This window comes from Algibacter marinivivus (assembly GCF_003143755.1).
Classification (GTDB): Bacteria; Bacteroidota; Bacteroidia; order Flavobacteriales; family Flavobacteriaceae; genus Algibacter_B; species Algibacter_B marinivivus.
Genome location: NZ_QFRI01000004.1, coordinates 243,903 through 257,797, shown reverse-complemented (window position 1 = coordinate 257,797; position 13,895 = coordinate 243,903). Strand labels below are relative to the sequence as shown.

General features: G+C 33.6%; 8 protein-coding genes and 1 pseudogene. All 9 read right to left on the bottom strand.

The window, feature by feature from the left end:
• Positions 1–1,132: pseudogene (locus DIS18_RS14320) on the bottom strand (PKD domain-containing protein); the annotation flags it as partial.
• A gap of 1,242 nt (positions 1,133–2,374) precedes the next feature.
• Positions 2,375–2,692, bottom strand: coding sequence for a DUF3467 domain-containing protein (locus DIS18_RS14315; RefSeq protein WP_109353763.1), 318 nt, complete (start codon positions 2,690–2,692; stop codon positions 2,375–2,377).
• Between the two features lie 93 nt (positions 2,693–2,785).
• The gene (gene rpoC / locus DIS18_RS14310) at positions 2,786–7,087 is read right to left on the bottom strand and encodes a DNA-directed RNA polymerase subunit beta' (RefSeq protein WP_109353762.1); all 4,302 of its coding nucleotides are present in this window, start codon (positions 7,085–7,087) and stop codon (positions 2,786–2,788) included.
• 32 nt (positions 7,088–7,119) lie between these two features.
• The gene (gene rpoB / locus DIS18_RS14305; RefSeq protein WP_109353761.1) at positions 7,120–10,932 is read right to left on the bottom strand and encodes a DNA-directed RNA polymerase subunit beta; all 3,813 of its coding nucleotides are present in this window, start codon (positions 10,930–10,932) and stop codon (positions 7,120–7,122) included.
• A 196-nt stretch (positions 10,933–11,128) separates the two neighbouring features.
• Positions 11,129–11,506, bottom strand: a complete 378-nt coding sequence (rplL, locus tag DIS18_RS14300) for a 50S ribosomal protein L7/L12 (protein ID WP_109353760.1) — start codon at positions 11,504–11,506, stop codon at positions 11,129–11,131.
• Positions 11,507–11,570: 64 nt separating this feature from the next.
• Positions 11,571–12,092, bottom strand: a complete 522-nt coding sequence (gene rplJ / locus DIS18_RS14295) for a 50S ribosomal protein L10 (protein WP_109353759.1) — start codon at positions 12,090–12,092, stop codon at positions 11,571–11,573.
• Positions 12,093–12,112: 20 nt separating this feature from the next.
• Positions 12,113–12,802, bottom strand: coding sequence for a 50S ribosomal protein L1 (gene rplA, locus DIS18_RS14290; protein ID WP_109353758.1), 690 nt, complete (start codon positions 12,800–12,802; stop codon positions 12,113–12,115).
• 20 nt (positions 12,803–12,822) lie between these two features.
• Positions 12,823–13,260, bottom strand: coding sequence for a 50S ribosomal protein L11 (gene rplK / locus DIS18_RS14285; protein ID WP_109353757.1), 438 nt, complete (start codon positions 13,258–13,260; stop codon positions 12,823–12,825).
• A gap of 71 nt (positions 13,261–13,331) precedes the next feature.
• On the bottom strand, positions 13,332–13,886 hold the full coding sequence (gene nusG / locus DIS18_RS14280) for a transcription termination/antitermination protein NusG (RefSeq protein WP_109353756.1): 555 nt from the start codon (positions 13,884–13,886) through the stop codon (positions 13,332–13,334).
• Positions 13,887–13,895: the final 9 nt, after the last annotated feature.

Below are 13,895 nucleotides of genomic sequence, written 5' to 3'. Positions count from 1 at the left end.
TTACTACTAAACTATATGTTCCTGCTGCACTCGCTGTTGGATTTGGTAATGTTGCATCATCCAATCCTGCTGCTGGTGTCCAAGCATATGTAAAGCCTGCTGCTCCTGCTGTTCCGATTTGGATACTCGTTGTTGAACAAGTTATCGTTCCTCCACTTCCTGCATCGGCTACTGGTAAATCTGTGTCTTCTGTAATCTCAACAAAATCTGTTGCAGTACATCCGTTATAAGTTACCGTTAATGTGTAAGTTCCTGGCGCATCTATTGTTGGTGTTGCAGTATTTGCACCTGCTGTGATGTTACCACCTGCACTTGCTTCCCATGCATAACTTAATGTGCCTTGTCCTGTTCCAGAACCATTTAATTGTAAACTAGTTGTTGTACAGGTCAATTCATCTGTCGCCCCTGCTTCAGCTGTTGGCGTAGGATCTACAATACAATTATTTGTGTCTGTATCTCCTGTTCTATCTGTTAAATCATTTGCAGTTCCATCAAAAGTAGTTCCATTATCTATCCACTGATAATTTATTACTTCATCATCTGCTAATATGGCATTAGTAAAATCTCCATTTAAAAGATAAGTTCCAACTACACCTGCATCATTTTGGAGGTAACCATCATCTTCTGAAATACCATTTCCTTTACCTAAATGATTATTATCTAATACTATCGGCGCACACAAAGGGAAAGTAATATCTCCGGCCAAATCAAAACATATATCTAAAACATGAACTGAAGTTGTTGATAAAGCTAAAGGGCTAGATGTAGCACCATCGATAATATTAAATTGAGCAAAAACACCTTCACTACTTGAAAAGCCAAAAACATCACCAAAAACTGAAGCACTTTGACTAAAACCGCTCTCTGAATATCCTGTAGCTAAATTATCAATAGAAATATTTTCTAAAAGATTATCATCATAAAAAAAACGCATTGTTGATGTACCTAATACCGGCGTATCTGCATCATCGCTTATTGAAACCATTAAAGGGTAACAAATTTTCTTTGCTGAATTTGTCGTTCCACATGTAATTTCAGGCTCTCCTATACTCCACTCAAGCACTCTAGGTGTTTGAGAAAACATTTGAGAGAACATTAAAATTGCCCCAATTAATAAAGTAATTCTTCTCATTTTATTTTAGTTAGTTAGTTAGTATATATGATAAGACTCTCTTTTCTTTAAAAAAGAGTTCTTAAAATTTTAATCTAAAAATTTGGGGGCTTTAATAAAGGAAATATTCTATTTTTAAAAGAATATAATAAAAAGTTTCAGGTATATTAACTCTGAACTAATTCCGTGCTCATATAAAAATACAAACATGGTTTTAATGATTTATATGTATTTTAAATATTTAATACATTATAAAATTACCAAAACCTTTGTGCTAATTGAGAGCTCAAATAAATCACAATCAGTAGGGGTTGCAATTTAAAAGATGGGAATTTCAATTAAAAAAATTAATAATTCACTTTTATTCGTTATGTGTTGTTTTTTATCGATTAACGAAATTCAAAATATTGAATATTACACTAATTATGTTTAACACATATCAATAAAACAATACTGTAACACTATACTAATTAATCCCTCAATTATTTAACTTAATCTTTGCAAATAAATGAATCCGCAAATAAAAATCAAAATATCTATATTCCAATAAGTAAACTAAATTACCTTTATCTCCATAACTTTGAATTTAAAATTTGATATTTAAAGCTTAACACAATTAAATACAATCGTTAACCAAACCAAAATAAGTCAAAAATATCCCAAAGTTTGTATTGATAAAAATATGCTTAAAAATTTCAATTATAATCAATAAATACCTCTACAAAATATATACATGACAAAAAACAAGCTCTACAACTACACATATGTTAATTCTATGAAAGTTAGACTCCTTTCATCGAATGGATGCCTTAAGATATTAATTATCAGTAATTTAAGAAATTTAAAATATATCTATTCAACTTGTTTAACTTAATTCAACGATATTTAGAATCATTTTATCGGTACTTTTTAATCAAAATTAAAGTGTATTAAAAGCTTTTGCAACATAAAAAAATCATAACCCTGATTACCGTTTTGTTAATATGTTGTACTAATGTTGTGTTAATATTGTGCATTTATTTTATTTTGATATTTCAAAATTATATTTAAAAAACTCTATTAAGGTATAATAATCGTTCATTTTAGGGGGACAAATAGTTTATATCACTATTTACTGAATAAATTTATGATACAGCGAATAATTATAGCATGTAAACATTACATATTATGTTTAATAAGTAATGTTTCTATGTAGGTATTAAAATTGCTTTATAAGCATAATTAAAAAAAGCCTTTGATAAATTTATCAAAGGCTTTTTTTAATTATGCTTGACCAGTTGGTCCAAAATTTAAAGGTATTGGAGGTTGTTCATAATCTTTAATTTCTCCATGAGCCTTCTCAAACCTAGTTACATTTTCTCCTAAAGCTTTTAATAAGCGTTTAGCATGTTGTGGTGTTAATATAATTCTAGATTTCACCTTATTTTTAGGAACCCCAGGCATAATATTTACAAAGTCTACAACAAACTCTGAGACTGAGTGATTTATAATAGCTAAATTAGAATAGGTACCTTCAGCCACCTTTTCATCTAACTCAATATTTATTTGTCCTTGTTTTTGCTTTTCTTTTTCGTCAGCCATAATATTTAGTTTTAAATATAAAAAGCCTTCAAGTTATATAACATGAAGGCTTTTTTGTTTTATAGATTCCTACCTCCGCAGGAATAATAATTATTAATTATAATTCAATTCTTGTTTTACTTGCATCATTTCATCAAACTCTTCTTTTGAGCCTACAATGATGTCCGTATAACTTCTCATACCAGTTCCAGCTGGAATTCTATGACCAACAATTACATTTTCTTTCAAGCCTTCTAAAGTATCTACTTTACCAGCAACTGCTGCTTCATTAAGTACTTTAGTTGTTTCTTGGAAAGAAGCTGCAGATATAAATGATTTTGTTTGAAGTGAAGCTCTTGTAATACCCTGTAGTATAGGCGTAGCAGTTGCAGGTTGTGCATCTCTAGCTTCAACAAGTTTTTTATCTTCACGACGTAAAATTGAATTCTCATCTCTTAACTCACGAGGCGAAATAATTTGTCCCGCTTTAAGATTATCTGAATCTCCAGCATCTTCAATTACTTTCATTCCAAAGATATCATCGTTTTCCTTAATGAAATCTGCTTTATGAGCTAATTGATCTTCTAAGAAAATAGTATCACCAGAATCAATGATTCTAACTTTACGCATCATTTGTCTTACAACAACCTCAAAGTGCTTATCGTTAATCTTCACACCTTGTAAACGATATACTTCTTGTACTTCATTCACTAGGTATTGTTGAACAGCTGAAGGTCCTTTGATATTCAAGATATCGTTAGGAGTAATAGAACCATCAGATAAAGGCATACCTGCTTTTACAAAATCATTTTCTTGTACAAGAATTTGACTTGATAATTTCACTAAATATTTCTTAACATCTCCTAATTTAGATTCTACAATAATCTCACGGTTACCTCTTTTAATTTTCCCGAAAGAAACCACACCATCAATTGCACTTACAACTGCTGGATTAGATGGGTTACGAGCTTCGAATAACTCAGTAACACGAGGAAGACCACCAGTAATATCACCTGCTTTTGCAGATTTACGAGGAATTTTAACTAGAATTTTACCAATACTAATTTTATCTCCATCGTCAATCATTAGGTGGGCTCCAACTGGTAAGTTGTAAGAACGTATCGTTTCACCTTTAGAATCTTCAATATGAAGTGTAGGAATAAGCTTTTTGTTTCTAGATTCAGAAATTACTTTCTCTTGGAATCCAGTTTGCTCATCAATCTCTACTTGGTAAGTAACCCCTTGTTCGATGTTTTCATACTTCACTTTACCAGCAAATTCTGAAATAATTACACCGTTATATGGATCCCAAGTACAAACCACATCACCTTTACTTAATTTGTCACCATTTTTAATATTAATGGTAGAACCGTAAGGAATATTATTAGTACTTAAAACAATACCTGTTTTCTTATCTGTAAGTTTAAGTTCAGATGTTCTAGAAATAACAATATCAATATCATTTCCTTCAGCATCTTGTCCTTTAACTGTTTTTAAATCTTCTATTTCAGCAATACCATCAAACTTAACAGCTAATTTGTTATCCTCTGAAATGTTACCTGCAATACCACCCACGTGGAATGTACGAAGTGTTAACTGTGTACCAGGTTCTCCAATAGACTGTGCAGCAACAACACCAACAGCTTCACCTCTTTGAACCATTTTACCTGTTGCTAAGTTTCTACCGTAACATTTAGCACAAATACCTTGTAAAGCTTCACAAGTTAATGCTGAACGTACTTCTAAACTATCAATAGGAGATCCTTCAATAGCTTTAGCAACATTATCATCAATTAATTGACCAGCAGAAACTAATAGCTCTTCGGTTAATGGATCATAAACATCATTTAATGATACACGTCCAACGATTCTTTCTTCTAACTTCTCAACTACTTCATCGTTCTTTTTAAGTGGCTCAACTTCTACTCCTCTTAATGTTCCACAATCTTCAGTATTGATAATAACATCTTGAGATACATCTACTAAACGACGTGTTAAATATCCTGCATCGGCAGTTTTAAGAGCCGTATCTGCAAGACCTTTACGAGCACCGTGCGTAGAGATAAAGTATTCTAGAATTGAAAGCCCTTCTTTAAAGTTAGAAAGAATTGGATTTTCAATAATTGATCCTCCACCTGCTGTAGATTTTTTAGGTTTTGCCATTAATCCACGCATACCTGTAAGCTGACGAATCTGTTCTTTAGATCCACGAGCTCCAGAATCAAGCATCATAAACACCGAGTTAAATCCTTGTTGATCTTCTCTAATACGTTTCATTGACAACTCTGTCAATTCTGCATTTGTAGATGTCCAGATATCAATAACTTGGTTATAACGCTCGTTATTTGTGATAAGTCCCATGTTGTAGTTTCCAGTAATACCGTCAACTAAACCATTAGCTTTATCAATCATACCTTGCTTTTCTGGTGGAATAATAATATCACCTAAACTAAATGATAAACCACCTTGGAATGCAAATTTGAATCCTAAAGTTCTAATACTATCTAAAAAGTCTGCTGTTTCAGGAACAGAAGTAACTTTTAAAATATCTCCAATAATATCTCTTAAAGATTTCTTAGTTAATACTTGATTGATAAATCCTGCAGCTTGAGGTACATGTTGATTAAACAACACACGACCAACTGTAGTTTCAACAATCATTCTGTCTAACTTACCATCTTCATTAATATCAATAGTTCTTACTTTGATACCGGCATTCAAATCAACTCTTTTCTCATTGAAAGCAATTTCTACTTCTTCAGGAGAATAAAATGTTAATCCTTCACCTAAAATCGGCACTTCTGGAGTAGACTTACGTAACTTAGTCATATAATAAAGACCAAGTACCATATCCTGAGAAGGTACCGTTACCGGTGATCCATTAGCTGGATTTAAGATATTATGAGAAGCCAACATTAATAATTGACATTCTAAAATAGCTTCTGGTCCAAGTGGTAAGTGAACCGCCATCTGGTCACCATCAAAATCGGCATTAAATGCAGTACACACTAATGGGTGTAACTGGATTGCTTTACCCTCAATTAATTTTGGTTGGAATGCTTGTATACCCAAACGGTGTAAAGTAGGCGCACGGTTTAGCAATACTGGATGTCCTTTAAGAACGTTCTCCAAGATATCCCAAACCACTGGCTCTCTTTTATCTATAATTTTCTTTGCAGATTTTACTGTTTTTACAATACCTCTTTCAATTAATTTTCTAATCACGAAAGGTTTGTATAACTCAGCTGCCATATTTTTTGGCAATCCGCATTCGAATAATTTTAATTCTGGACCAACAACAATTACAGAACGTGCAGAATAATCAACACGCTTACCAAGTAAGTTTTGACGGAAACGTCCTTGCTTACCTTTAAGTGAATCTGATAATGATTTTAATGGTCTGTTAGAATCTGTTTTTACTGCAGATGATTTACGTGTATTATCAAACAATGAATCTACAGACTCCTGAAGCATACGTTTTTCATTACGTAAAATTACTTCTGGTGCTTTAATTTCAACCAATCTTTTAAGACGGTTATTACGAATAATTACACGACGATATAAATCATTTAAATCAGACGTTGCAAAACGACCACCATCTAACGGCACTAATGGACGTAATTCTGGTGGAATAATTGGTACAACTTTCATAATCATCCATTCTGGACGATTCTCACGATTGTTGTTTGATTCTTTTAAAGATTCAACAACTTGTAAACGTTTTAAAGCTTCAGTTTTACGTTGTTTAGACGTTTCTGTATTAGCTTTATGACGCAACTCGTATGATAAAGATTCTAAATCAATTCTTGCTAATAAATCTATTAAACACTCAGCACCCATTTTAGCTAAAAACTTGTTAGGGTCTTCATCATCTAAATACTGATTATCTTGAGGAAGTGCTTCAAGGATGTTTAAATATTCTTCTTCAGTAAGGAAATCCATTTTTTGTAACGGTTCTCCTTCTTCATTTTTAGCTAAACCAGGTTGAATTACTACATAACGTTCGTAGTAAATTATCATATCTAATTTCTTAGATGGTAAACCTAGTAAATAACCAATTTTATTTGGTAACGAACGGAAGTACCAGATATGAGCTACAGGAACCACTAAATTAATGTGCCCTACTCTATCACGACGTACTTTCTTTTCAGTTACTTCAACACCACAACGGTCACAAACGATTCCTTTGTAACGAATTCTTTTATACTTACCACAAGCACACTCATAATCCTTTACAGGACCAAAAATACGCTCACAGAACAAACCATCACGTTCAGGTTTGTGCGTACGATAATTGATAGTTTCTGGTTTTAAAACTTCACCTCTAGACTCTGCTAAAATAGACTCTGGTGATGCTAAACCAATTGAGATTTTATTAAACCTCTTAACTGTATTTTTATCTTGTTTTCTTGCCATAATAAATGGTTGAAATGAATTTAATTAATTAACTACTCCTCTAATCTGATGTCTAAACCTAAACCTTTCAATTCGTGCATAAGTACATTGAATGATTCTGGTAACCCTGGATCTGGCATTGGTTCTCCTTTAACAATACTTTCGTATGTTTTAGCTCTACCAATAACATCATCAGATTTTACAGTTAAGATCTCACGTAAGGTACTTGATGCGCCATAGGCTTCAAGTGCCCAAACTTCCATCTCACCAAAACGCTGACCACCAAATTGTGCTTTACCACCTAATGGTTGTTGTGTAATTAATGAGTAAGGTCCTATAGAACGTGCGTGCATTTTATCATCTACCATGTGCCCTAGTTTCAACATGTAAATCACACCAACAGTTGCTGGTTGATCGAAACGCTCACCTGTTCCACCATCGTATAAATATGTATGCCCATATCTTGGAATTCCAGCTTCATCTGTGAATCCGTTAATTTGATCTATTGTAGCACCATCGAAAATTGGTGTCGCATATTTACGACCTAGTTTTTGACCTGCCCATCCTAATACAGTTTCATAAATCTGCCCAATGTTCATACGAGATGGTACACCAAGTGGATTAAGAACAATATCAACAGGCGTTCCATCTTCTAAGAATGGCATATCTTCTTGACGAACAATACGTGCAACAATACCTTTGTTACCGTGACGTCCTGCCATCTTATCACCAACTTTAAGCTTACGTTTCTTAGCGATGTAAACTTTAGCTAATTTAATAATTCCTGCTGGTAACTCATCACCTACAGAGATTGTAAACTTCTCACGACGTAAAGAACCTTGTAGGTCATTTTCTTTAATCTTGTAGTTATGAATTAAATCAGCTACTAATTTATTTGTATGATTATCAGTAGTCCATTTTCCTGAAACTAAATGTGCATAATCATCAACAGCGTTTAACATTTTAAGTGTGAACTTTTTACCTTTTGGTAATACTTCTTCACCTAAATCATTAAAAATTCCTTGAGCCGTTTTACCGTTTACAATAGCAAACAGTTTTTCAACTAAAACATCTTTTAACTCATCAAATTTTCTATCATATTGAGCCTCTAAAGCCATGATATCATCTTTGTCTTGAGCTCTTTTACGCTTATCTTTTACCGCTCTTGCGAATAATTTCTTTTCAATTACTACACCATGTAATGAAGGCGAAGCTTTTAAAGATGCATCTTTAACATCTCCTGCTTTATCTCCAAAAATAGCACGTAATAGCTTTTCTTCAGGTGTTGGATCAGATTCACCTTTTGGTGTAATCTTACCAATTAAAATATCACCAGGTTTTACTTCAGCACCAACGCGAATCATTCCATGCTCATCAAGGTCTTTTGTAGCCTCTTCAGAAACATTTGGAATATCATTTGTTAATTCCTCGTTACCTAATTTAGTATCTCTAACATCTAAAGAATATTCATCTATATGAATAGAAGTAAATATATCTTCACGAACTACTTTTTCAGAAATTACAATCGCATCCTCAAAGTTATACCCTTTCCAAGGCATAAAGGCTACTTTCATATTTCTACCAAGTGCTAATTCACCTTGCTGTGTCGCATAACCTTCACATAAAACCTGACCTTTATTTACTTTATCTCCTTTAACCACAATTGGTTTTAAGTTTATAGAAGTACCTTGGTTAGTTTTTCTGAATTTGATTAATGGGTAAGTTTTAACATCACTATCAAAACTTACTTTAGCTTCATCTTCAGTACGATCGTATCTGATTTTAATTTCATTTGCATCAACATAAAGAACTTCTCCTGATCCTTCAGCATTAATTAATACTCTAGAATCTGAAGCTACTTGACGCTCTAAACCTGTTCCAACAATTGGTGCATCTACTCTTAATAAAGGCACAGCTTGACGCATCATATTAGATCCCATTAGGGCTCTATTCGCATCATCATGCTCTAAGAAAGGAATTAAAGATGCTGATATAGATGAAATTTGATTTGGTGCAACATCCGTATAATGTAAATCATTTGGATTAATTACAGGGAAATCACCCTCCATTCTTGCAATTACTTTATCATGCAAAATTTTACCATCTCCATCTACTTCAACAGTTGCTTGAGCGATTAATTTCTCTTCCTCTTCTTCTGCACTTAAATATGTTGGTTCATTTTTAATATCAACAACACCATCAGTTACTTTTCTATATGGAGTTTCAATGAATCCCATAGAATTTACTTTCGCAAATACTGAAAGTGAAGAAATCAAACCAATGTTTGGTCCCTCTGGTGTTTCAATAGGACATAATCTTCCGTAGTGAGTATAGTGAACATCACGAACCTCAAACCCTGCTCTTTCTCTTGATAAACCTCCTGGTCCAAGAGCTGATAAACGACGCTTATGCGTAATTTCAGCCAATGGATTGGTTTGATCCATAAATTGAGATAACTGATTTGTACCAAAGAATGAATTAATTACAGACGATAATGTCTTCGCATTAATTAAATCAATTGGTGTAAAGACCTCGTTATCTCGAACGTTCATACGCTCACGGATAGTACGAGCCATACGTGCTAAACCAACACCAAATTGAGAAGATAATTGCTCACCTACTGTACGTACACGTCGGTTTGATAAGTGATCAATATCATCAATCTCTGCTTTAGAGTTAATAAGCTCGATTAAGTATTTTATAATGGTAATAATATCTTCTTTAGTAAGCACTTGCTTATCCATTCCGATATCTAAACCTAATTTTTTGTTCATTCTATAACGACCAACTTCTCCTAAAGAGTAACGTTGATCTGAGAAGAATAACTTATCTATAATACCACGTGCAGTTTCCTCATCTGGCGGCTCAGCATTACGTAATTGTCTGTAGATATGTTCAACAGCTTCCTTTTCAGAGTTTGTTGGATCTTTTTGAAGCGTGTTATGAATAATAGCGTAATCACCTTGTTCATTGCTTTCTTTGTGCAACAATATAGTTTTTACACCAGCTTCAAGAATTTCTTCAATATTTTCTTTATCTAAAATAGTATCACGATCAAGCACAATCTCGTTACGCTCAATAGATACAACCTCTCCAGTATCTTCATCAACAAAATCCTCATGCCATGTATTTAAAACACGTGCAGCTAACTTTCTTCCTAAGTACTTCTTTAATCCTGTTTTTGACACTTTAGCTTCTTCGGCTAAGTCAAAAATCTCTAAAATATCTTTATCACGCTCAAAACCAATAGCACGGAAAAGCGTTGTAACAGGTAATTTTTTCTTTCTATCAATGTATGCATACATCACCTGGTTGATGTCTGTAGCAAACTCAATCCAAGATCCTTTGAAAGGAATAACTCTTGCTGAATATAATTTTGTTCCATTTGCATGGAAAGATTGACCAAAGAAAACCCCTGGTGAACGGTGTAATTGAGATACCACTACGCGCTCTGCACCATTAATACAAAACGTACCAGAAGGTGTCATGTAAGGTATAGTTCCTAAATACACATCTTGAACAATGGTCTCGAAATCCTCATGTTCAGGGTCTGTACAATATAACTTTAACCTAGCTTTTAGCGGAACGCTGTAAGTAAGTCCTCTTTCAATACACTCTTCAATAGCATATCTTGGTGGATCTACGAAGTAATCTAAAAATTCTAATACGAATTGATTACGAGAATCTGTAATTGGAAAGTTTTCCATGAAGGTATTATATAACCCTTCATCACCTCTTTCTTCAGATTTTGTTTCTAATTGGAAAAAATCCTGGAAGGATTTAATCTGAATATCCAAGAAATCTGGATATTCCGTTCTATTTACAATAGAGGAGAAATTTAATCTTTCAGCTTGTGTTGACAACATCAATGGACGGAATTTTGATTAAAAAATATTTTTATAGTGCTCTTAAACACTAGTGAAACAGCTAAAATTCTAACCTACTTAGAAGGCTGTTTTTGCAATTTATTTGAGTATATGTTTATATACGCAAAATGGTCTAGGTGTTATCCCGCCTTAATGCGGGATATACCTAAACCTTTGTATTGTTGAGTTGTGAAGCTTACTTAAGCTCAACCTCAGCTCCAGCCTCTTCTAAAGATGCTTTTAAAGCTTCAGCTTCATCTTTAGCTACACCTTCTTTAATTGGAGATGGTGCATCATCAACTAAACCTTTAGCTTCTTTTAATCCTAAACCAGTTAATTCTTTAACTAATTTTACAACAGCTAGTTTAGAACCACCTGCCGCTTTTAAGATAACATCAAATTCAGTTTGCTCTTCTGCAGCGTCTCCACCAGCAGCAGCTCCACCAGCAGCAACAGCTACAGCTGCAGCAGCAGGCTCGATACCATACTCATCTTTTAATATAGTTGCTAACTCATTTACTTCTTTTACAGTAAGGTTAACTAATTGTTCTGCGAAATCTTTTAAATCTGCCATTTTTCTATCGTTTTAATAATTTTTTAATAATAATATAATTGTAATAAAGTGCGTACTATTTTGATTATCCTTCTTTTTCGGATAATGTTTTAATGATACCTGCTATAGTTCCACCACCTGATTTAAGTGCAGAAATAACATTTTTAGCAGGAGACTGTAATAATGTAACAATCTCTCCTATCAATTCTTCTTTAGATTTGATATCTACTAACATATCTAACTGGTCATCACCAAGGTAAATAGCTTCCTCAATAAAAGCTCCTTTTAATAAAGGCTTCTCTGATTTTTTTCTGAAAGCTTTAATTACTTTAGCTGGTGCATTTCCAGTTTCAGAATACATCACAGATGTATTTCCTTTTAAAACCGAAGGAAGATCTCCAAATTCTTTATCTGAAGCTTCCATTGCTTTTTCAAGTAATGTATTTTTAACAACTGACATTTGCACGTTTGCTTTAAAAGCAGCACGACGCAAATCAGAAGTAGTACCTGCATTTAATCCTGAAATATCTGTTAGATAGATATTTGCATTATCAGTTAATTGTGCAGTTAAGTCTTGAATTACTTGCGATTTTTCTTCTCTTGTCATAATTTAAAGTTTTAACTTAATTAACCAATTTTAGGATCAACAGCTATACTTGGGCTCATTGTAGAAGACATGAAAATGCTTTTTACATAAACACCTTTAGCGGTTGTCGGTTTTAGTTTCATTAATGTTGTTAATAATTCATTTGCGTTACCCGCAATTTTATCAGCACTAAAAGATGCTTTTCCTATAGCTGCGTGAACGATACCAGTTTTATCAACTTTAAAGTCAATTTTACCAGCTTTCACTTCTGTTACAGCTTTAGCAACATCCATAGTTACAGTACCAGTTTTTGGATTAGGCATTAAACCACGAGGACCTAATACACGTCCTAAAGGACCTAATTTACCCATAACACTTGGCATAGTAACGATAACGTCAACGTCTGTCCATCCACCTTTGATTTTTTCAAGGTACTCATCTAAACCAACGTAATCTGCCCCAGCTTCTTTAGCTTCCGCTTCTTTATCTGGTGTTACTAATGCTAATACTTTCATATCCTTACCAGTTCCATGTGGTAAAGAAACCACACCTCTCACCATTTGATTAGCTTTACGAGGATCTACTCCTAAACGTACTGCTAAATCAACTGATGCGTCGAACTTAGTATTGGTAATTTCTTTTATTAATGCTGATGCTTCATCAACAGAATAAATTTTACCTTTTTCAATTTTTGCTAAAGCCTCTTTTTGCTTTTTTGTTAATCTTGCCATTTTCTAATGTCTTTTATAGATTAAGAAGGAAATTTCCCTGTTACAGTTATTCCCATCGATCTTGCTGTTCCAGCAACCATTTTCATAGCAGACTCAATTGTAAATGCATTTAAATCTACCATTTTGTCTTCTGCAATGGTTCTTACTTGATCCCAAGATACTTTAGCTACTTTTTTTCGGTTTGGCTCTCCAGACCCTTTCTTCACTTTTGCAGATTCTAATAATTGAACTGCTGCTGGTGGAGTTTTAATTACAAAGTCAAATGATTTGTCTTTGTAAACAGATATAACCACTGGTAATACTTTACCTGGTTTGTCTTGGGTTCTGGCATTGAATTGCTTACAGAACTCCATGATGTTAACACCTGCAGCTCCTAAAGCGGGTCCAACCGGTGGCGATGGATTCGCAGCACCTCCCCGAACTTGTAACTTAACTACTTTACCTAATTCTTTTGCCATTTTTAATAATTTAATTTTGATGTTATCTTTCTTTTGGAAGCGAAAGACTCATCTATCTTAATGTAACACTATTATACTTTTTCAACTTGCATATAACTTAACTCTAATGGTGTTTTTCTTCCAAAAATCTTAACCATTACTTCAAGCTTACGCTTTTCTTCATTTATCTTCTCTATAGTTCCATCAAACCCATTGAAAGGACCATCAATTACTTTAACCGTTTCTCCTTTTGTAAAAGGAATAGCAACATTTGCTGTTTCTTCTACTGAAAGTTCATCAACCTTACCTAACATTCTGTTTACTTCAGATTGTCTTAATGGCACAGGATCTCCTCCTTTAGTTTCACCTAAAAAACCAATTACATTAGTAACTGATCTAATAATATGAGGAACTTCACCGGTTAGGTTTGCTTGTATCATTATATATCCTGGAAAAAAAGTTTTCTCTTTTTGAATCTTTTTTCCATTACGGATTTGAATTACTTTTTCTGTTGGTACAAGTACTTGATCAACATAATCTTGTAAACCTAATCGTTCGATTTCTCTCTCGATGTACGCTTTGATTTTATTTTCTTGACCACTTACTGCACGAACAACGTACCATTTTTTCTCGCTTACTTCAGACATAGAATAACT